The organism is Streptomyces sp. NPDC097640 (genome assembly GCF_040302705.1).
Lineage (GTDB): Bacteria > Actinomycetota > Actinomycetes > Streptomycetales > Streptomycetaceae > Streptomyces.
The window spans coordinates 315558-334795 of sequence record NZ_JBEOSB010000003.1; the positions used below are offsets into that span (position 1 = coordinate 315558).

The 19238-nt window shown below is 71.7% G+C and carries 18 protein-coding genes, 1 tRNA gene and 1 pseudogene; 8 read left to right on the forward strand and 12 right to left on the reverse strand.

The features are described from left to right. Positions 1-22: 22 nt before the first annotated feature. Complete coding sequence (locus ABTY62_RS05850) at positions 23-991, forward strand: alpha/beta hydrolase (RefSeq protein WP_352128131.1); 969 nt, start codon at positions 23-25, stop codon at positions 989-991. Positions 992-1128: 137 nt separating this feature from the next. Here ABTY62_RS05850 and ABTY62_RS05855 read toward each other — a convergent pair whose 3' ends face one another. The 9 genes and pseudogenes from ABTY62_RS05855 to galU form a co-directional block, all read right to left on the reverse strand. Beyond that, positions 1129-1305: an NUDIX hydrolase gene (locus ABTY62_RS05855; protein WP_352128132.1), complete on the reverse strand. Its 177-nt coding sequence runs from the start codon at positions 1303-1305 to the stop codon at positions 1129-1131. Positions 1306-1348: 43 nt separating this feature from the next. Then, a tRNA-Ala gene (locus tag ABTY62_RS05860) sits at positions 1349-1422 on the reverse strand. A gap of 87 nt (positions 1423-1509) precedes the next feature. Further along, the gene (sepX, locus tag ABTY62_RS05865; RefSeq protein WP_352128134.1) at positions 1510-2646 is read right to left on the reverse strand and encodes a divisome protein SepX/GlpR; all 1137 of its coding nucleotides are present in this window, start codon (positions 2644-2646) and stop codon (positions 1510-1512) included. A 163-nt stretch (positions 2647-2809) separates the two neighbouring features. Then, positions 2810-3433: a GNAT family N-acetyltransferase gene (locus ABTY62_RS05870; RefSeq protein WP_352128283.1), complete on the reverse strand. Its 624-nt coding sequence runs from the start codon at positions 3431-3433 to the stop codon at positions 2810-2812. A 158-nt stretch (positions 3434-3591) separates the two neighbouring features. Continuing rightward, a pseudogene (locus tag ABTY62_RS05875) lies at positions 3592-4083 on the reverse strand (MogA/MoaB family molybdenum cofactor biosynthesis protein); the annotation flags it as partial. Beyond that, positions 4080-4562: a cyclic pyranopterin monophosphate synthase MoaC gene (gene moaC, locus ABTY62_RS05880; RefSeq protein ID WP_352128137.1), complete on the reverse strand. Its 483-nt coding sequence runs from the start codon at positions 4560-4562 to the stop codon at positions 4080-4082. The gene moaC and the pseudogene ABTY62_RS05875, both read right to left, overlap by 4 nt. 164 nt (positions 4563-4726) lie before the next feature. After that, positions 4727-6289, reverse strand: coding sequence for a hypothetical protein (locus tag ABTY62_RS05885; RefSeq protein ID WP_352128138.1), 1563 nt, complete (start codon positions 6287-6289; stop codon positions 4727-4729). 217 nt (positions 6290-6506) lie between these two features. Continuing rightward, positions 6507-7898: a molybdotransferase-like divisome protein Glp gene (gene glp, locus ABTY62_RS05890; protein WP_502997405.1), complete on the reverse strand. Its 1392-nt coding sequence runs from the start codon at positions 7896-7898 to the stop codon at positions 6507-6509. Between the two features lie 4 nt (positions 7899-7902). Further along, the gene (galU, locus tag ABTY62_RS05895; protein WP_352128139.1) at positions 7903-8805 is read right to left on the reverse strand and encodes a UTP--glucose-1-phosphate uridylyltransferase GalU; all 903 of its coding nucleotides are present in this window, start codon (positions 8803-8805) and stop codon (positions 7903-7905) included. 81 nt (positions 8806-8886) lie between these two features. Between galU and ABTY62_RS05900 the strand changes: the two genes are divergently transcribed. After that, complete coding sequence (locus tag ABTY62_RS05900; protein WP_352128140.1) at positions 8887-9507, forward strand: 5-formyltetrahydrofolate cyclo-ligase; 621 nt, start codon at positions 8887-8889, stop codon at positions 9505-9507. 148 nt (positions 9508-9655) lie between these two features. On the opposite strand, the gene ABTY62_RS05905 is transcribed toward ABTY62_RS05900, so the two are convergent. Next, positions 9656-12400, reverse strand: a complete 2745-nt coding sequence (locus ABTY62_RS05905) for a penicillin acylase family protein (protein ID WP_352128141.1) — start codon at positions 12398-12400, stop codon at positions 9656-9658. A 209-nt stretch (positions 12401-12609) separates the two neighbouring features. Between ABTY62_RS05905 and ABTY62_RS05910 the strand changes: the two genes are divergently transcribed. The 5 genes from ABTY62_RS05910 (at position 12610) to mscL (ending at position 17078) form a co-directional block, all read left to right on the forward strand. Next, positions 12610-14118: a potassium/proton antiporter gene (locus ABTY62_RS05910; RefSeq protein WP_352128142.1), complete on the forward strand. Its 1509-nt coding sequence runs from the start codon at positions 12610-12612 to the stop codon at positions 14116-14118. Positions 14119-14314: 196 nt separating this feature from the next. Further along, positions 14315-14680 carry an FmdB family zinc ribbon protein gene (locus tag ABTY62_RS05915; RefSeq protein WP_352128143.1) on the forward strand — a complete coding sequence of 122 codons (366 nt, stop codon included), beginning with the start codon at positions 14315-14317 and terminating at the stop codon, positions 14678-14680. Between the two features lie 101 nt (positions 14681-14781). Continuing rightward, positions 14782-15630 (forward strand): S-methyl-5'-thioadenosine phosphorylase, encoded by an 849-nt coding sequence (locus ABTY62_RS05920; RefSeq protein WP_352128145.1) that lies wholly within the window; start codon positions 14782-14784, stop codon positions 15628-15630. A 431-nt stretch (positions 15631-16061) separates the two neighbouring features. Then, positions 16062-16550 (forward strand): RcpC/CpaB family pilus assembly protein, encoded by a 489-nt coding sequence (locus ABTY62_RS05925; RefSeq protein WP_352128146.1) that lies wholly within the window; start codon positions 16062-16064, stop codon positions 16548-16550. An 81-nt stretch (positions 16551-16631) separates the two neighbouring features. Continuing rightward, positions 16632-17078, forward strand: coding sequence for a large conductance mechanosensitive channel protein MscL (gene mscL / locus ABTY62_RS05930; RefSeq protein WP_311726444.1), 447 nt, complete (start codon positions 16632-16634; stop codon positions 17076-17078). A gap of 37 nt (positions 17079-17115) precedes the next feature. Here mscL and ABTY62_RS05935 read toward each other — a convergent pair whose 3' ends face one another. After that, the gene (locus ABTY62_RS05935; RefSeq protein WP_352128147.1) at positions 17116-17313 is read right to left on the reverse strand and encodes a hypothetical protein; all 198 of its coding nucleotides are present in this window, start codon (positions 17311-17313) and stop codon (positions 17116-17118) included. 3 nt (positions 17314-17316) lie between these two features. After that, positions 17317-17862 (reverse strand): AMP-binding protein, encoded by a 546-nt coding sequence (locus ABTY62_RS05940; RefSeq protein ID WP_352128148.1) that lies wholly within the window; start codon positions 17860-17862, stop codon positions 17317-17319. Positions 17863-17994: 132 nt separating this feature from the next. On the opposite strand from ABTY62_RS05940, the gene ABTY62_RS05945 reads away from it, so the two are divergent. Next, the gene (locus ABTY62_RS05945; RefSeq protein WP_352128149.1) at positions 17995-19194 is read left to right on the forward strand and encodes a P1 family peptidase; all 1200 of its coding nucleotides are present in this window, start codon (positions 17995-17997) and stop codon (positions 19192-19194) included. Positions 19195-19238 lie beyond the last annotated feature (44 nt).

Here is a 19238-nt window from a genome sequence, read left to right on the forward strand (position 1 = left end):
GCCGCAGCCGGAAGGCACCACCATGAGCACCGCCCCCGCCCCCACCCACTACCGCGACCAGCAGGCATGGCGCGATCTTCAGCGGTTCCTTCCCGCCCGCCTGCACCTGACCGACGACACCGCACCCGAGGAAGAGTTCTGGACCTGGCGCGGACACCGCGTCCACCTCGACCGCTACCCCAACCCCGCGGCGAAGGCCAAGGTCGTCCTGCACCACGGCGTGGGCACCAACGGACGCCAGATGTCCCTCATCCTGGGCGCCCCGCTCGCCGCCCGCGGCTTCGAGACCGTCGCCCTGGACAACCTCGGCTACGGCCTCACCCAGGTCAAGCCGGGCACGACCCCCTCCTACGACGACTGGGTCGACCTGGTCGTCGACTTCCTCGCCCACGAGCAGTCCCGCGACGAGCGCCCCATCGTGCTCTACGGGCTCAGCGCGGGCGGCATGCTCACCTACCACGTCGCCTCCAAGGCCCCCCGCGGCACCCTGACCGGCATCGTCGGCATGACCTTCCTCGACCAGCGCGACCAGCAGGTACGCGACGAAACCTCCCACGACAAGCTCACCGCGCGCGCGGGCGTCCCCGCCATGAGCCTGTTCGCGAAGACCCCGGCGGCCTCGATGAAGTACCCGATGAGCCTGGCCGGAAAGATGTCGGCCCTCGCCAACAACCCGGAGGCCATGAAGGTCTTCATGAAGGACCGCACCTCCGCCGCCAACTGGGTCAGCATCCGCTTCCTGGACCGCTACATGAACTACGTCCCCGCAGTCGAACCCGGCGACTTCGACGCCTGCCCGGTGCTGCTGACCCAGCCCGCCGAGGACCGCTGGAGCCCACACCACCTGAGCCTCCCGGTGCTCTCCCGCATCACCAAGGTCCCCGTCGAGACCGTCATGCTCGACAACGCCGGCCACTACCCCCTCGAAGAGCCCGGCTTGCAGCAGATGCAGGACGCCATCGCGGCCTTCGTCACCAAGCACACCACGTGACCGAACCACCCCGGCCCGTGGACGGCTGAACTCTCCCACCACGGTTCAGCCGTCATGTCAGACGGACTCCTCGGCTGGTGGTTCGCCGTGCTCCAGATACAGCGGGTGCCCCTGGGCCCTCGCGGATATGGCTCGCTTCACTCGGGGGCCGGCTGTTCGTCAGACGCGAGCTTGATCAACGCTGCCGTATCCGGGCTCAGCTCTCCGCCGTCGAAGAGATACAGGACCTTGTCGCCCTCGGCGTCGTTCGGCGCCCAGTCGACCACCAGCAGCGAACCGATGGGCGGCTGCTGTACTTCGCTGCCGTACGACACCAAAAAGCCCCCGCCGGATTTCCCCGGCGGGGGCCTTGAGCTGTGGACCTGAGGGGATTTGAACCCCTGACCCCCTCGATGCGAACGAGGTGCGCTACCAGTCTGCGCCACAGGCCCTTGCAGCGAGTGAAACTCTAGCATCCCCTCCGGGGTGCTCGGAAATCCGTTCCTCGCCGGTGCCAGGACGGTCCCCGCTGGTCAGGGTCACTCGTTGGCGGCGCGGGGGCGGTCCTCGTCGGCGTACTGGTCGAACAGGGGGGTGCGGCCGCGCTCGCGGGGGCCGCGGGCGGCGGGATCGGGGGCGTGGGTGGGCTCCGCGGCGCTGGAGCGGGCGGAGCTCCAGGCGTCGGGGGCGCCCAGGTCGACGTTGCCGGTGGCGCGGGGGGCGACGGGCGCGGTGACGTAGGTGGGCAGGGGGACGGGCACCGGCTCCCAGCTCTCGCCGGAGGAGGGTCCGCGCTCGCGCTCGCGCTGCTGGTCCACCCACTCCGCGTGGTCGGTCTGCTCGACCAGGGCGCGGCGGCCGGCCGCGTGCGGGGAGGCGGCCGGGGCGGCCCGGTCGGCCTCGGCGCGGGCCGGCGGCTCGGCGGGGCCGTCGTCAGTGGGGTCCTCGGCGGGCGGGCAGGGGCGCGGGCGGCGCTCGCGGAGGCGCTGGGCGGCCAGCTCGGCGCGGCGCTGGTCCATGGTGAAGGCGAAGCGGCGGCGCTCCTGGGTGCGGAGGTAGGCGATGTACGCGCTCAGCAGGACGGCCGGGAGGCCCGGGGCCCACAGGAAGGTGAGGCCGCCGACCGCCGCGACGACCGCGCCGAGGGTGAAGCCGACGAAGAGAACGATGGTGGTGCGCCGGCGGCGCGCCAGCACCTTCGCGCGCGGGTTGCGGGCCGCGGTGCCGGGGGACGGGCCGGAGGCTCCCACGGGAGAGGCGGGAGAGGCAGGAGAGACCGGGGCGGGGCCGTCGGCGGGCGGTGCGGCGTGGGGCGGCACGGGCGCGCGCATGGTCACGGGGTCGGCGAAGGCCCGGACGTCGACCGCGTCGGTCACGGCGCCCGGCTCGGCCACCCGCCGGTCCGGGCCGGCGGCGTCTCCCCCGGCCTCGGGGCGGTCCGCGTCGTCGGCGCGGCCGTCCTGGTCCTCCAGGCCCCCGAGGGCCTCGAGCTCCGCCCGTTCCTTGGCGTAACGACGCTCCATGCCCGCCCGTCCGGACAACAGCCGGATGGCGGTGCTGAAGCGCTCCGTGGGACGGGCTTCATTGAGCTCGTCCTGCCTACGGAGCCACATCGGCACCAAATAGGCGGCCCAGGCCCCGACGATGACTGCGTAGATGAGGCCACTGCTGCTCACGGTCACACGGTAGAGGGGTCCGCGCGAGGCCATCTGCCAATTGGCGCGGTGTGTCGCACGATCTGGCTGATATCTCGAACTTTTTTTGTGATTGTTGGGATGACCAGGATGGGAATGTGCTCAATTGGCGGAGGTTATCGAACACTTATTTCGAACAAATATTTTATTTCTGTGATGCGCCCGGCCGCATCCGGTGCCACCGCGCCAGCAGACCCTCGGGAACCTCCTCCGCCGTGAGGGCGAAGACCAGGTGATCGCGCCAGGCGCCGTCGATATGGAGGTAGCGGGGGCGCAGCCCCTCCTCGCGGAATCCCAGTTTCTCCACCACCCGGCGGCTCGGCCCGTTCTCGGGCCTGATGCACACCTCGATGCGGTGCAGTCCGACCGTACGGAAGCAATGGTCGGTCGCGAGCGCGACGGCGGTCGGCATCACCCCGCGGCCGGCGACCGCCTCGTCGACCCAATAGCCGATATGGCCCGAGCACATCGAGCCCCAGGTGATTCCGGCCACCGTCAGCTGTCCGGCGAGCCGCCCCTGGTACTCCACCACGAAGGGCAGCATCCGCCCGGCGTGCGCCTCGGCGCGCAGATGGCGGACCATCTGGCGGTAGGTGGGCCGGTGGGTGACGGGGCCGCCGGGCGGGGGCGGCGGAATGGTGGCCTCCCAGGGGCGCAGCCAGTCCCGGTTGCGCTGGTTGACCTCGCGCCACGCGCGCTGGTCGCGCAGCTTTATGGGGCGAAGGATCGTGTCGCCGTCCGCCAGCGCGACCGGCCAGGGCGCGTTCAGCGCGCGCTCCCGGCCGGACCGGTGGGGGCGGTGGGACCCGTGGGGTCGGTGGGCCGACCGGTGTCGGCGGGGCCATCGGTGTCGGTGGGGCCACCGGTGTCGGTGGAGCGACTGGTGTCGGCGGGGTGTGCGGGGCCGGCGGGATCAGGAGAGTCGGCCGGTCTGGGGTGGTCGCCGCCGCGCAACTGCTCGACCGCATGGACCAGAAGCCGCCCCAGGACCGCGAGCCCGTCCCGTACGCCGCCGGTCGACCCCGGCAGGTTGACGATCAGGGTCGGCCCGGCGACCCCGGCCAGGCCGCGGGAGAGCGCGGCGGTGGGCACCTTGGCCAGGCCCTCGGCGCGGACCGCCTCCGCGATGCCCGGAACCTCGTAGTCCAGCACCCGGCGGGTCGCCTCGGGGGTGCGGTCGGTGGGCGAGATGCCCGTGCCGCCCGTGGTCACGACGACATCGTACGAAGCGGCCACCGCGTCACGCAGGGCCGCCTCCACCGGATCGCCGTCGGGGACCACCCGTGGCCCGTCGACCGCCAGGCCCAGCGCCGCCAGCCCCTCCACGAGCAGCGGGCCGCCCTTGTCGGCGTAGACCCCGGCGGCGGCGCGGTTGGACGCGGTGACGACCAGGGCGCGGTACGTCGGTGAGCCGCTCATGCCCGGCTCCAGTCGCCGGACTTGCCGCCCGTCTTCTCCTCCACCCGGACGTCCGTGATGACGGCGGACTTGTCGACGGCCTTCACCATGTCGATCACCGTCAGCGCGGCCACGCTGACCGCCGTCAGCGCCTCCATCTCGACGCCCGTGCGGTCGGTGGTGCGGACCGTGGCGATGATCTCCACCGCGTCGTCGGCGACCGCGAGGTCCACGGTCACGCCCGAGACGGCGAGCGGATGGCACAGCGGGATCAGGTCCGGGGTGCGCTTGGCGCCCATGATGCCCGCGATCCGCGCGGTGGCGATCGCATCGCCCTTGGGGACGCCGTCGCCGCGCAGCAGCTCCACGACGCGCGGGGCGACGAGCACACGGCCGCTGGCGCGGGCGGTGCGGGCGGTGACGTCCTTGTCCGAGACGTCGACCATGCGCGCCGCGCCCGATGGGTCGAGATGGGTGAGATGGTCCTGGGCGCTGCTCATCGTTCTCCCGGTCCGGGCCAGGTGGCTCCTGTGGGACGACACCGTACCGTTCCTAGTGGTGTTGACCTGCGTCGGCCACATCAGCACATTCCGGTCCAGGTGGGAGGTGTCTGGTGCCGGGTGCACCCCGAACGGTCCTGGGTGCGGGGAGCGGCACGGGCGGGTCACTTCGGCTCCGGCAGGTCTTGCCGCCCTGGTGGGGCGTGCCTGTGGTCCTGGGTGGGCTCGTGGTCCCACGTGGCCTGGGTGTGGATGTGGTCTGGCCGGTAGCTCTCCGCTGTCCGATCCTCCGGTCGAAAGCGGTCACACCTGGCCGACGCCGGATCCGTTGTCCCAGGCCGCGTCTGCCGATCGCCACCGCGGCCGCATGATGCCCGGTGACCATGGTCTTCGATTGATCGTCGAGAGGTGCCTGCCAGTGCTGGGCGCCCCAGCGGGAGGTATAGGCCGGGTCCACAGCGATCAGGGTCAGCCCTTGGTGGTAGGCCATGCCGCGCAGGCGTTCCCGGAACCTGGCGGTGGGGATAGGCCACTGTGCGGCGGAAGGCCTTGCCCCGCCAGCCGCGCCCCATCGTCTCCCGGCCCGTGTGCCGGGCCTCGGTGAAGCCCAGGTTCTCCACCACGATCCCGGTGCAACCGTGCATCTTGGCGATCTGGATCAGTGAGGTGACAGCGGCCCGCATTCTGCCATCCCGCCGGGACGCCTCGCCCGTCAACTCCAGCGGCACTGTGAGCGGTTCGCCGACCGGGTTGCCGTGCGGGTCGAGCACGCAGGCTGCGAGGTGGTCGGCGTTCAGATCGACCCCGAGCATTCGCCCGCCCGCCGCCCGGATCTCCTGCGGTGACGGCAGCGTGTCCTTCGCCGCCGACCACGAGGCGTCGAGGTACCAGCGGCCACGCACCGGGTCCCGCACGATGTCATAGCGGACAGCCTGATGCGTGGTGACGCGGTCCAGCCACTCCTCCCTGCGGTGGTGGAACGTGACGGTGCAGGCCAACCGGTAGCGGCCACGTGGCGCGTTCGCCAGATGCCTGAGCGGTTCGGGCAGCACGATCCTCACGCTGCCGTCGGCCGGATCCACCGTGATGGTGTAGTTCCCGTGCGGGGCCCCGGATTCGCCATCCGCGGTGAGGAACAGCCGGGCCGCATCCCACCGCCCGCGCCACTCCCCGGCGGTGAGACGGGCCTGATCCAGGTGATGCCGCAGCTTCGCCAGACGACGCCCGCCCACGACCACGGACGGCCGCCCCCCGGCGATGCGCCGCTCGACCACGGCAAGGCGCGCTTGGAGTGCTTGGAGGCGGCGCTGTTTCTGGAAGCGTTCGCCCCGGTCCTGGTAGCCGCGCACCCTGCCCCTGCGCTGCCCGCACGGCACCGCGAGGCGGCGGGCGATCTTCCCGATAGCGCGGCGGAGCCCGGTTCGCTCGTCGCACAGGCAGCGCACGCTGAGCTGGTACTGGTCCTCGCTGACACGGGTCATCGCCCCGGCCCAGCGCGACGACGACACGCCGGTCAGCTTCTTCTTCCGCTCGGCCCGCCGGGCTTCCTTCACCGGCACCAGGCCGATCGCCACGCGCTCAGCGAGATCCGCCCGTTGATGACGGCCGAGGTGCTGCCCGACCAGGGTGAGGGCCTTCTCATCCCCGACATCGATGCGCAGCCGGTCCCGAATCCGGGCACCCGACGGCGCGGACACAGTGAACGACGGCGCAATCGTACGCAACACACGCCTCCTCCCCCGCTGACGCGCCACCGCCCTCCCCCTCCCCCTCCCCCTCCCCCCAGGACATCACGAACTCAATTGCCACCACCGATCATGCGTTCCCGCACACACAGGCTCCCGGAAACCGCCCCCATTCACCCGGACGAGGGACACACCGGCCAATCACGGCCAACATCCGAAACAACAGCTGCCAACCCGCAGCGGGCGACGACGAGTGCGTTCACGTGAGCAGGACGACGTCCACTTCGGCGCCCGCGGCGACCTCCGTGGTCTCCTCGGGGACGACGATCAGCGCGTTCGCGTGCGCCAGCGCCTTGACCAGGTGGGATCCGGCGCCGCCCACAGGGGTGACGAGACCCGCCCCGCCGTCCACGCCCGGGGGCTCGTACCAGCCGCGCAGGAACTGGCGGCGCCCCCGAGGGGAGGACGCGACGCCCTCGGGGCAGCGCGCCCGCACCAGGGGGCGGTGGACGGGGCCGGTGCCCATGAGGGTGCGGATGGCGGGCCGCACGAACAGCTCGAAGGAGACATACGCGCTGACCGGGTTTCCGGGGAGGGCGATGAACGGGACGCGGTCCGGGCCGACCCGGCCGAAGCCCTGGGGCTTGCCCGGCTGCATGGCCAGCTTGCGGAACTCGACCTCCCCCATGGCCTCCTTGACCACGTCGTACGCGCCAACGCTGACGCCGCCGCTGGTGACCACGATGTCCGCCCGGCTCAGCTGGTCCTCGACGGTCGCGCGCAGCGTCCCGGCGTCGTCGGCGACCGAGCCCACCCGGTAGGCGATCGCCCCGGCGTCCCGCGCGGCGGCGGTGAGCTGGAAGCTGTTGGAGTCGTGGATCCGGCCGGGGCCCGCCTCCTGGCCGGGCTGGACCAGCTCGCTGCCGGTCGACAGCACCACGACGCGCGGCCGCGGCCGCACCTTGACCCTGGCCCGCCCGAGCGCGGCCAGCAGGCCGATCTGCGGTGCGCCCAGGACCGTGCCGGCCCCCAGCGCCAGCTCGCCCGCCGCCGCGTCGCAGCCGCGGGCGCGCACATGCTGGCCGGTCGTGGCGGGGCGGAACACGCGCACTCTGCCGCTCGCGCCCTCGGGGGCCTCGCTGTGGGCGGGCATGGTGGTGACCGGGCCCTCGCCGAGGCCGCCGTCCGTCCACTCGACGGGCACGACGGCCTGGGCGCCGGGCGGCAGCGGGGCGCCGGTCATGATGCGGGCGGCCTCGCCGGGGCCGACGGCGGGCGCGGACTCGCTGCCCGCCGCGATGTCGCCGACGACGGTGAGCACCGCGGGGTAGTCCTCCGTCGCCGCCCCGATATCGGCCGTACGGACCGCGTAGCCGTCCATGGAGCTGTTGTCGAACGGCGGGAGAGCGGAGGGGACGGTGATGTCCTCGACGAGGACGCAGCCCTGGGCCTCGAGCAGCTGGAGCTCGATGGGGTCGAGGGGGTTGAGATGGCCGAGGATGTCGTCCAGGTGCTCGGCCACCGTCCAGAAGCGGTCACCGCCCTCGCCCCCGCCCCGCCCCTCGCCCCGGCCGGACGCACCGGGCCGCGGCCCCCGGCCCGGGTCTTCGCTGGGGCCCTGGTCAGTGGCGCGGGCTGCGGTGCTGCTCACAGTGCTACATCTCCTCGGTGACGTAACGGCGAAGCCAGTCCCGGAAATCCGGGCCCAGGTCTTCACGTTCGCACGCGAGTCTGACAATGGCACGCAGATAGTCGCCACGGTCGCCTGTGTCGTACCGGCGCCCCTTGAAGACGACCCCGTGGACCGGCCCGCCGAGGTCCGGATCGGCGGCCAGCGCCTGGAGCGCGTCGGTGAGCTGGATCTCGCCGCCGCGCCCGGGCTCGGTGGCGCGGAGCACGTCGAAGACGGCGGGGTCGAGGACATAGCGGCCGATGACGGCGTAGTTGCTGGGCGCGTCGGCCGGGTCCGGCTTCTCGACAAGCCCGGTCACCCGCACCACCTCCCCGTCCAGGGTCGGCTTGACGGCGGCGCAGCCGTAGAGGTGGATCTGGGCGGGGTCCACCTCCATCAGGGCGATGACGCTGCCGCCGTGCTGCTCCTGCACCTCGACCATCTGGGACAGGAGCGGGTCGCGGGCATCGATGAGGTCGTCGCCGAGGAGCACGGCAAAGGGCTGGTCACCGACGTGCGGGGCGGCGCAGAGCACGGCATGGCCCAGGCCCCTGGGGTCGCCCTGGCGGACGTAGTGCATGGTCGCGAGATCGCTGGACTCCTGGACGCGGGCGAGTCGGGTCTCGTCGCCCTTGCGGCTCAGGGCCTCTTCGAGCTCGTAGTTGCGGTCGAAGTGATCCTCCAGGGGCCGCTTGTTACGACCCGTGATCATGAGCACATCGGACAGCCCGGCGGTGACGGCTTCCTCGACGACGTACTGGATCGCCGGCTTGTCGACGACCGGCAGCATCTCCTTGGGGGTGGCCTTGGTGGCCGGCAGGAAGCGGGTTCCGAGCCCCGCGGCAGGGATGACAGCCTTGCTGATCCGAGTACGCGCTTGAGTCATGTACCGAACCCTATCGGGTGCCTTTGGGCGGATCATGAGGATTCGGTGAATATGACATGAGACAGGAGGTTTGCGCGCTCAATGATCAACATCGAAGGTAGTAAGCCGGAGTTGCGGCGAAGCCTCCTGGCGGTAAGAGCCAGGTTGACGGCGGATGACATCGCGGACGCCCGGTCGCGCCTGGCGTGTCGCGCGCTGGAGCTGCCGGAGCTCGCGGAGGCGCGCACGGTGGCCGCCTATGTCTCGATCGGCGGCGAGCCCGGCACAGAGGGCCTGAGGGAGGCGCTGCGCGCGCGTGGCGTGCGGGTGCTGCTCCCGGTCCTGATGGAGGACAACGACCTCGACTGGGGCCGGGACGAGGGCCCCGGCCGGCTGGTGCGCGCCCGGCGGGGGCTGCTGGAGCCGGAGGGGCCGCGGCTGGGCCCGGAGGCGGTCACCGGGGCGGACGTCGTGCTGCTGCCCGGGCTGGCGGTGGACCGGCGCGGGGTGCGGCTGGGCCGCGGCGGCGGCTCGTACGACCGCGTGCTGGCCCGGCTGGACCGGGCGGGGGCCCGCCCGGCGCTGGTGGTGCTGCTGTACGACGGTGAGGTGCTCGACGATGTCCCGGGCGAGGCCCACGACCGGCCGGTGCACGCGGCGATCACCCCGTCGGCGGTGCACCGCTTCCGCGCCGCCCAGGGCCCTACGCAGGGCCCCGCATAGGGCCGCCCGCGCCGCCCGACACAGCCGCACGCCCCCCGCTGAGCCTCTCCGCCACGGGGGCGGGGGCTCGGCGAGGGGCGTGCGTCGCCTCGTGGAGTCGCCTTCTGGAGTCGACTCGCGGAGTCGTCTCACGGAGGGGACGGAGGTGTCAGGGCGTGAGCGCCAGCTCGTCGTCCGTCGACTTCTCCACCGCGCTCTTACTGAAGGACCAGGGCAGCAGCTCGCCCTTCGCCCACTTCTCCGTCTGGTCGGTGTAGTGGGCGTTGTAGGCGTGCCCGGAGGCGCCGGTGAGGTTGATCCACCGCGACTTGTCCAGATTGTCGAGGTTGACGACCATCCGCATCGACGGCACCCAGGTGACCCCGTAGCCGCCCGCCGCGTTCCACCCGGTGGCGTTGACCGCGCCCTCGCCGCCGGACAGGTTCCAGGGGCCGCGGTTGAGAAGCCACTGCACCACGCCCGGGCCCTCGGTGCCCAGGGTCTGGTTCTTCAGCGTGAGCTGGTGCAGCCGGCCCCAGCTCCAGCTGTTGATGTCCTTGCCCAGCTTGGCGGTGAGCTCGGAGCGCGCGTCCTTCATGGCCTCCGCCAGGAGCTCGTCCCGGTTGGTGGCGGCGGGCTCGAGGCGGGTGCCGGTGGTCTTCCACCACTTGTTCTTCGGATCCTTGATGATCTTCCGAATGATCTCGTACCAGCGGTCGCCACCGTCCGGCTGGGCCGACGCCGCGTCGCGCTGGCCGCACTCGCGCACCAGCCGGGCGTTGCCGTCCAGGTCCTCGGCGGGGCCGGAGTCATCGGCGGGCCGGACCCGCAGGCACTGGCCCTTCACCCGCAGCTCCTTCGGAAGTTTATTTCCGAACGCGAGCATAAGAACGTTGCGATAGACGGCGTTGAAATAGGCGGCGGCCGGGGAGTCCGAGTCCTGGGTGTAATCCCAGCCCTCCAGGAGCTTCTGCGCGCCCCTGACGTAGTCGCTCTTGACGTCGATCTTCAGCAGGTACGGAGTCAGCAGCTCGGCGATCTCGCTGCTGTTGTCCATCTGCATGGACTGCATGTCGTCGGTCGAGATCTTCCCGTTGTCCTTGATCTTCGACTCGATCAGGTCGGTTATCCGCTGGCTGCGCGCCCCGTATCCCCAGTCGTCGGTCAGCTTGTACTTGTAGTCCTTGCCTATGACGGCCTGGTTGGCGGTGACGATGTAGCCGCGCTCGGGGTCGTAGTCCCAGGGCAGCTCGGCCTGCGGGATGTAGCCGTTCCACTCGTAGCGCGAGTCCCAGCCGGGCGCCGGGTAGCGGCCGTCGCCCTTGGCGCGCATGGGGATCTTGCCGGGCGCCTGGTAGCCGATGTGGTTCTTGGTGTCGGCGTAGATCAGGTTCTGGGACGGGACGGCGAAGTCGCGGGCCGCCTTGCGGAAGTCCGTGAAGTTCTTGGCGGTGTTGAGCTCGAAGACCGCGTCCATGGTGTTGGAGGGGTCCAGCGCGGTCCAGCGGAGTGAGACCGCGTAGCCGTCACCGCGGTCGGGGGCCACGTCGCCGACCTCACTGCCGACCGGCGCGCTCTTGCCGACGTCCCCGAGTTCGTCGTCACGGTCGGAGACGATCGGACCGTGCCTGGTGGAGCGGACCGTGATCGTCCTGGACTTGCCGTCGGCGACCTTGATGGTCTCCTCGCGGGTCTTGAAGGGGATCTGCTTGCCGTCGTAGAGGTAGCCCTCGTCGGTGACCTTCTCAAGGTAGAGATCGGTCACATCCGCGCCCAGATTGGTCATGCCCCAGGCGATGTCCTGGTTGTGACCTATGACCACGCCCGGCATGCCGGAGAAGGTGTAGCCCGCCACGTCGTACGGGCACGCGCTGCTGACCTGGTTGCAGTGCAGGCCCATCTGGTACCAGACGGACGGCAGCTGCGGGGCCAGGTGCGGGTCGTTGGCGAGCAGCGGCTTGCCGGTGGTGGTGTACCGCCCGGCGACCACCCAGGAATTGGAGCCGATGCCGGTGCCGTTCGGGCCGAGCAGCGCCGGGATGTCGTCCAGGGTCTTGGAGAGCGAGGAGAGCTGGGTCTGGAAGCCCCCGGTGGCGCCCGCAGCGCCGTTCGCGGTGGAGTCGGCGGACGTGTCCGTGGCGGTCGCCTTGGGGTCGAACGCCTTGGTGATGTCGTTCACCGCGCCGCTGTCCACGATCGGCTTGTTGCGGCCGTACGGGTAGGACGGGTACAGCTCCTCGATCTCCTCGGGCTTCAGCCGGCTGGAGGCCAGCGCCCGGTCGACCTCGTCCTGCATATTGCCGCGCAGGTCCCACGCCATGGCCTTGAGCCAGGCCACCGAGTCGACCGGGGTCCACTTCTCGGGCGTGTAGTCGTGCTCGAACTCCAAGGCCGCGTACTCGACGGACAACTCCTTGCCCTTGTGATCCGCGAGGTAGGCGTTGACGCCGTCGGCATAGGCCCGCAAGTACTTCTTGGTCGCCGGCGACAGCTTGGTGTCGTACTCCTGCTTCGCGACCCGGTGCCAGCCCAGGGTGCGCAGGAACGCGTCGGTCTCCACCTGTCCGGAGCCGAACATCTCGGAGAGCCTGCCCGCCGTCATGTGGCGGCGCACATCCATCTCCCAGAAGCGGTCCTGGGCCTGGACGTACCCCTGGGCGCGGAAGAGATCCTCGGGGGTGTTCGCGTAGAGCTGCGGTATGCCATAGCCGTCACGCTTGACCTGGACGGGCCCGGACAGGCCCTTGAGCTGGAGCGACCCCGTCGTCTCCGGGAAAGAGGCACGGACCGTACTGATGCTCCAGTACGAGCCGTACCCGACGCCCCCCACGAGCAGCAGCACGACTGCGATCACGATCAGGCGGGCACGTCGGCCCTTCTTTTTGCCAGAAGGGCCGTTTTTGTTGGCGGGCATCGCTGTCCTTCGAGGGGCAGGGTGATCCTGGAGTGCTGGAGCAACCATAGGCGCAGCGCTGTCGCCTCCCCTACGCGGAGTCATGGCTGGGGCCGTCCCCCGGCCATCGCCCCTGAAAAATCGATGTGAGCCACCCGCGTCAAGAACCCGTAAAATGTTAGGTAAGGCAATGAAGTTCCGGTCGGTCGGGGAGCCTTCCGGCCGCTCCCGTGAGAAAGGTTCGGCCGCTGACTGTCCACCACCTCAACGAACTCCTGCTGATCTGCTCACTCGTCCTGCTCGTAGCAGTGGCGGCCGTCAGGGTCTCGAGCCGCAGCGGGCTGCCGACCCTGCTCATCTACCTCGGCCTCGGCGTCGCGATCGGGCAGGACGGGATCGGCGTCGTCTTCGAAGATGCCGAGCTCACGCAGGTACTCGGCTATGCCGCCCTTGTGATCATCCTGGCCGAGGGCGGCCTCGGCACGAAGTGGCGGGAAATCAAACCCGCCCTGCCGCTCGCCGCGGTGCTGTCCACGGTCGGCGTCGCGGTGAGCGTCGGGGTCACGGCGACGGCCGCGCACTATCTGGTCGGGCTCGACTGGCGGCAGGCGCTGATCATCGGGGCGGTGGTGTCGTCCACGGACGCCGCGGCGGTCTTCTCGGTGCTGCGCAAGGTGCCGCTGCCCAGGAGGCTCACGGGCGCCCTGGAGGCGGAGTCCGGCTTCAACGACGCCCCGGTGGTGATCCTGGTGGTCGCCTTCTCCGCCCAGGGCGGGGTGAGCCCGTGGTACGTGCTGCTCGGCGAGATCACTCTGGAGCTGGCCATCGGCGCGGTGGTGGGGCTGGCGATCGGCTGGCTGGGGGCGTTCGGGCTGCGGCATGTGGCACTGCCCGCCTCGGGTCTGTACCCGATCGCGGTGATGGCGATCGCCGTGATCGCGTACGCGGGCGGGGCGCTGGCCCACGGCTCCGGCTTCCTCGCCGTCTATCTGGCCTCGTTGATCATGGGGAACGCGAAGCTGCCGCACTGGCCGGCGACGCGCGGCTTCGCCGAGGGGCTCGGCTGGATCGCACAGATCGGGATGTTCGTGCTGCTCGGCCTGCTGGTCACCCCGCATGAGCTGGGCGACGACGTCTGGCCGGCCATCGGAGTCGGGCTGGTGCTGACGGCCGTGGCCCGGCCGGTCTCGGTACTGGTGAGCTCGCTGCCCTTCCGGGTGCCCTGGCGGGAGAAGGCGCTGCTGTCGTGGGCGGGGCTGCGCGGCGCGGTGCCGATCGTGCTCGCCACCATCCCGATGGTCTCGAACGTGCCCGACAGCCGCCGCGTCTTCAACATCGTCTTCGTGCTGGTGATCGTCTACACCCTGGTGCAGGGCCCGACGCTGCCCTGGCTGGCGCGCCGGCTGCGCCTGGGCGAGGAGGAGGCGGCGGCGGACCTCGGTATCGAGTCGGCGCCGCTGGAGCGGCTGCGCGGCCATCTGCTGTCGGTTTCGATCCCCGAGCACTCCAAGATGCACGGCGTGGAGGTCGGCGAGCTGCGGCTGCCGACGGGGGCCGCGGTCACCTTGGTCGTACGGGACGAGAAGAGCTTCGTACCGCAGCCGTCGACCGTGCTGCGGCGCGGCGACGAGCTGCTGGTCGTGGCCACGGACCCGGTGCGGGACGCGGCGGAGGAGCGGCTGCGGGCGGTGGGCCAGGGCGGCAAGCTGGCGGGCTGGCTGGGCACGACCGGCCAGTGACCCGGCGGCGGTACGGGCGGGGGCCGGTTCGCGATCACGCGGGGTCCGGCACGCGGGGTCCGGCCCGGGGCGGCCGGGGACCCGCGGCCACGTGGAATGGGTCACCGTATTGCCCGCCGCAGTGGACTGGCGAGCGGGAATACTGCACTATGGAGCGTCGTTAGCACTCACTGAGTGAGAGTGCCAGGAGGAGTAAGTGCCGACCTATCAGTACCAGTGCACCGAGTGCGGCGAGGGCCTCGAGGCGGTGCAGAAGTTCACCGACGACGCGCTCACCGAGTGCCCCAACTGCAACGGACGCCTGAAGAAGGTGTTCTCGGCGGTCGGTATCGTCTTCAAGGGCTCCGGCTTCTACCGGAACGACAGCCGCGGCTCCTCGTCCAGCAGCACGAGCGGCACAGCCAAGTCGGCGTCCGCGAAGAGCGAGGGTTCCTCGTCGGCTTCGTCGTCGTCCTCGTCCTCGTCCTCGTCCTCGGACACGTCTTCGTCGTCGACCTCCTCGACGTCCTCCTCGGGCTCTTCGTCGTCGGCCGCGTCGGCCGGCAGCTCGTCGGCCGCCTGACCCGCAGCCGTCTCAATCACATACGACATCCCGCCACCCGCCCCCAGGGGCGAGTCGGCGGGATGTTCGTATGCGCGGGCGGCGCTGGCTAGGGTGACCGCATGGCGGACACCAGCAGCACGCATGCGGAGATAGGGGTCATCGGCGGGTCGGGGTTCTACTCCTTCCTCGACGATGTGACCGAGATCACTGTCGAGACCCCCTATGGCGCGCCGAGCGACTCACTCTTCCTCGGCGAGGTCGCGGGGCGGCGGGTCGCATTCCTCCCGCGCCACGGCCGTAAGCACCACCTGCCCCCGCACCGGATCAACTACCGCGCCAACCTGTGGGCGCTGCGCTCGGTCGGCGTGCGCCAGGTCCTCGGCCCGTGCGCGGTGGGCGGGCTGCGGCCGGAGTACGGACCGGGCACGCTGCTGGTACCGGACCAGCTCGTGGACCGTACGAAGGGCCGTGTCCAGACCTATTTCGACGGCGAGCCGCTGCCGGACGGGCGGGTGCCGAACGTGGTGCACACCACCTTCGCCGATCCGTACTGCCCGGCCGGACGGCAGGCCGCGGTGGCGGCGGCGCGCGGGCGCGGCTGGGAGCCGGTGGACGGCGGCACGCTGTGCGTGATCGAGGGGCCGCGCTTCTCCACCCGGGCCGAGTCGCGGTGGCACGCGGCGCAGGGATGGTCGGTGGTCGGCATGACGGGGCATCCGGAGGCCGTGCTGGCCCGTGAACTGGAGCTCTGCTACACGTCGTTGACCCTGGTCACGGACCTGGACGCGGGGGCGGAGACGGGCGAGGGCGTCTCGCACGGCGAGGTGCTGCGGGTGTTCGGGGAGAACTTGGAGCGGCTGCGCGACGTGCTCTTCGACGCGGTGGGCGCGCTGCCGGCCACCGATGCGCGGGACTGTCTGTGCGGGCATGGGCACGACGGCTGGGACCTGGGGATCGAACTGCCTTAGCGGCGGAGGGGTTCTACCCGCGCGGGCTTTACCCGTGAGGGTTTTACCCACGAGGGTCCACCCGTGTCGGCTTTACCCGCGCGGGTGACGGAGTTGTCCACAGCCTGGGGGTTGTGCACAGGCCGGAGCGGGATTCGGGGCGGGCGGGCATCGTGGAGGGGTCAGAAGCTCCCGGCCTCGCACGACAGGCGGTGATTGCCGTGTCCGATCCGTTCCGTCCCTCTCCTTGCCCTTCTTCGTCTCTTCCCTCTCCTCCACCTCTTTCCCTCTCCTCATCCCCTCTGCCCGTGTCCCGGCCCCGCCCGGCGCCGTCCTGGGCCGAGCGGTCCCGTCGCACTCCCCCGACGTGCGCGGTTCCCCGGTTCGGGCCGGTGCGGGTGGGCCGCGGCGGCCATCGGCTCCGGCGTGCGTTACGGCGGCGACGGCGCTCGATGGCGGCGGGGCTGGCGATGACCGCGGCGGCGCTGGCGGCCGCCGCGCCGTCCGGCGGCGGAGACCCGAGCCCGGCGGCTTCCTCACCGCCGGAGAGCGTCCGGCGCGAGCCGCGCCCGGCCGTGGTGTCCGCTCCGGTCCGGATCGCCGACGCGGCGGCGGTGCGGCTGCTGCGCCCCGGCGACCGGGTGGATGTGCTGGCCGCCCCGGGGACCGGTCAGACTCGCGGCCCTGCCGCCGCGCACGTGATCGCTCGCGGCGTGGAGGTGACCGATGTGCCGCGGCCGCGGCCGGTGCGCGCCGCGGCGGAGACCGGGGCCGGGGATCTCGACCCCGGCGACTTCGACCCCGGCGACTTCGACACCGGGGATTCCCAAGCGATGGGCGGCGGGGCGCTGGTGGTGCTCGCGGTGCCCCGGACGACGGCTGCCGCCCTGGCCGGCGCGGCGACCACGTCGCGGTTGGCGGTGGCGCTGTGCCGATCTTGACCGTAGGTTGCGGAGCCGTCCGCTCCAGAACCGGCGCGGCGAGAGAGAGGCAGAGGGTTGAGCGAGGAGAAGAAGAGCGTCATGGATGGCTTCAAGGCCTTCCTGATGCGGGGCAACGTGATCGATCTGGCCGTCGCGGTCGTGGTCGGAGCCGCGTTCACGGGGGTCGTGAACTCCATAGTGAAGGGCTTGATCAATCCGGTTGTCGGCGCCTTCGGCACCAAGGACCTGGAGAAGTACCACTCCTGTCTGCAGGCGCCCTGCGAGACGAACGCGGCGGGCGAGGTCGTCAAGGGCATCCCCATCTTCTGGGGCACGGTGCTGAGCGCCGTGCTCACCTTCCTGATCACGGCGGCGGTCGTGTACTTCCTGATGGTGCTGCCGATGTCGCGCTATCTGGCGCGCAAGGCCGCCAAGGAGCAGAGGGAAGAGGAAGAGCAGGCCGACAAGGAGAGCGCCGAGATCGCGCTGCTCCGCGAGATAAGGGACGAGCTGGTCGCGCAGCGCGGCAGCCGATCGGGCACCTGAGCCCTCGGGCCCCCGGCGCTCCCGGCGCCCTCGGCGCTCAGAGGTGGTGGGGCGGCTTCTCGTCCAGGAAGCGGGCCAGATCCGCGGCACTGTCGGTGCCGTCTCCGGAGTCGCGGCCGGACGGGCGCTCGCCCCAGCCACGGTCCGTGTCGTCCGAGGACCGCTCCGCCAGCGGGTCGTCGAAGATCAGCGCGGCGGCCGGGTCGCGCGGTCCGGGGTCGGGGGCGTTGCTCATGGGTCAAGCGTACGGCTGGCCGGACGACGAGTCGGCGGCAGCGGCCAGCTGCTCGTGCCACCACAGGTCCCGGCCGGGCGTCCAGGACACGGGGCGGGCCAGCCGGTGGACGACCAGGACCTTCGGTATGCGCACGCTGCCGGCCAGCGCCCGGTCGATCAGCGGCTTGAGCGGCTGCGGCTCCTCGCGCCGCCAGTTGCCGTCGGCGGTGATCAGCAACTTCGCGTCCATCTCCGCCAGCCGGTCGCGCAGTTCGTGCACCCGCAGCCCGATGGGAAGCGTGGAGCGTACGGCGTCGAGGCGGCCGCAGGCGAGGGTGGCGATCACGGACTCGGGGATCAGCGGCAGATGGACCGCCACCCGGTCCCCCGCCCGCACGCCGAGCCGAGTCAGGGCCGCCGCCGCGCGGCCTGCTTGGTCCAGCAGCTCGGCATGGGTCAGCTCTTCCTCGCAGTCCGGCTCACTGATCCAGCGGAGGGCGACCCGGGGGGCCTGCCGCGCGGCGGCGGCCAGGGTCGGGAGCTCCTCCGTCCGAGAGGTACGGGGCACGTTGATCTTCCTTCGGACGCGGGCGAACGGCATATCGCACAGCCTGCCGCCACCCCATCAACGTCTGATGAACGTCCTGTTGATGCGGGGCCCGGCTGCCGCGCGGGCGGGTCCGTGCTACGCATAGCGCCCATGGATACCGACCCGAGGACACCCCGCCCTGCCCACCCCGGCCGGGCCGACGCCCTGACGGATGTACCCGGACTGCGCGTCGGTCATGCGCGGCGGACCGGTGGCGGCCAACTCACCGGCACGACCGTCGTATTGGCCCCGGAAGGGGGTGCGATCGCCGCGGTCGACGTCCGGGGCGGCGGCCCCGGCACCCGCGAGACCGATGCCCTCGACGCGCGCAACCTCGTCCAGCGCGTCGATGCCCTCGTGCTGACCGGCGGCAGCGCGTTCGGCCTGGACGCCGCCTCCGGGGTGGCCGCCTGGCTGGAGGAGCACGGCCGTGGCTTCCGGGTCGGCCCCGACCCGGCGCAGGTGGTGCCGGTGGTACCGGCCGCCGCCCTCTTCGACCTCGGGCGGGGCGGCGACTGGCGGGCCCGGCCGGACGCCGCGCTGGGCCGTGAGGCCATCGAGGCCGCGGCCGGAACGGACCTGGGCGCGCCGGTCGCGCAGGGCAATGTGGGCGCCGGCACGGGCGCGGTGGCGGGCGGCGTCAAGGGAGGCGTCGGATCGGCGAGCGTGGTCCTGCCGTCGGGGATCACCGTGGCCGCCCTGGCCGCGGTCAACGCGGCGGGCTCGGTGATCGACCCGCTGACGGGCGAGCTGTACGGGGAGTGGTTCGCCGAGGCGTACGCACCGGCGGCCGGCGGCCGGGCCCGCCGCCCCGCCGAGGCGGAGCACGCCAGGGCACAGCGTCGCCTGGCGGCCGCGCGGGCCGAGTCGGAGCGGCGCTCGGCGGCGTCCGTGCGGCCGCCGCTGAACACCACCCTGGCGGTGGTCGCCACGGACGCGGCGCTCACCCGGGCCCAGGCGCACAAGCTCGCGGGCACGGCACACGACGGCCTGGCGCGCGCGGTGCGACCTGTGCATCTGCTGTCCGACGGCGACACGGTCTTCGCCCTGGCGACGGGCGACCGCCCGCTTGTGCCCGAGGGCACGGAAGGCAGCCAGGACCCGGCGTTCGGGGTGCACCTGGAGGCCGGGGCGCTGAACGAGATCCTGGCCGCCGGGGCGGATGTGCTGACGCGGGCGGTGGTCAAGGCGGTGCTGGCGGCCGAAGGGGTGGACGGGCCGGGTGGCGTGTTCCCGGCGTACCGCGACCTGTACGGCCCCGGGCAGGCCGGAACGGAGGACGAGACGGAGGGCGGGGTGGGAGCCCCGTAGGCAGAGCCCCGTGACGAGGGGCAGGGAGTCGAGGGAAGGGTGGG

What these genes read in the sequence shown, in the direction of transcription:
- mscL (WP_311726444.1), top strand. Translation starts at nt 16,632, where the DNA reads ATGGATGGCTTCAAGGCCTTCCTGATGCGGGGCAACGTGATCGATCTG.
- ABTY62_RS05900 (WP_352128140.1), top strand. Translation starts at nt 8,887, where the DNA reads ATGATCAACATCGAAGGTAGTAAGCCGGAGTTGCGGCGAAGCCTCCTG.
- ABTY62_RS05945 (WP_352128149.1), top strand. Translation starts at nt 17,995, where the DNA reads ATGGATACCGACCCGAGGACACCCCGCCCTGCCCACCCCGGCCGGGCC.
- galU (WP_352128139.1), bottom strand. Translation starts at nt 8,805, where the DNA reads ATGACTCAAGCGCGTACTCGGATCAGCAAGGCTGTCATCCCTGCCGCG.
- ABTY62_RS05850 (WP_352128131.1), top strand. Translation starts at nt 23, where the DNA reads ATGAGCACCGCCCCCGCCCCCACCCACTACCGCGACCAGCAGGCATGG.
- ABTY62_RS05905 (WP_352128141.1), bottom strand. Translation starts at nt 12,400, where the DNA reads ATGCCCGCCAACAAAAACGGCCCTTCTGGCAAAAAGAAGGGCCGACGT.
- ABTY62_RS05935 (WP_352128147.1), bottom strand. Translation starts at nt 17,313, where the DNA reads ATGAGCAACGCCCCCGACCCCGGACCGCGCGACCCGGCCGCCGCGCTG.
- ABTY62_RS05920 (WP_352128145.1), top strand. Translation starts at nt 14,782, where the DNA reads ATGGCGGACACCAGCAGCACGCATGCGGAGATAGGGGTCATCGGCGGG.
- ABTY62_RS05925 (WP_352128146.1), top strand. Translation starts at nt 16,062, where the DNA reads ATGGCGGCGGGGCTGGCGATGACCGCGGCGGCGCTGGCGGCCGCCGCG.
- moaC (WP_352128137.1), bottom strand. Translation starts at nt 4,562, where the DNA reads ATGAGCAGCGCCCAGGACCATCTCACCCATCTCGACCCATCGGGCGCG.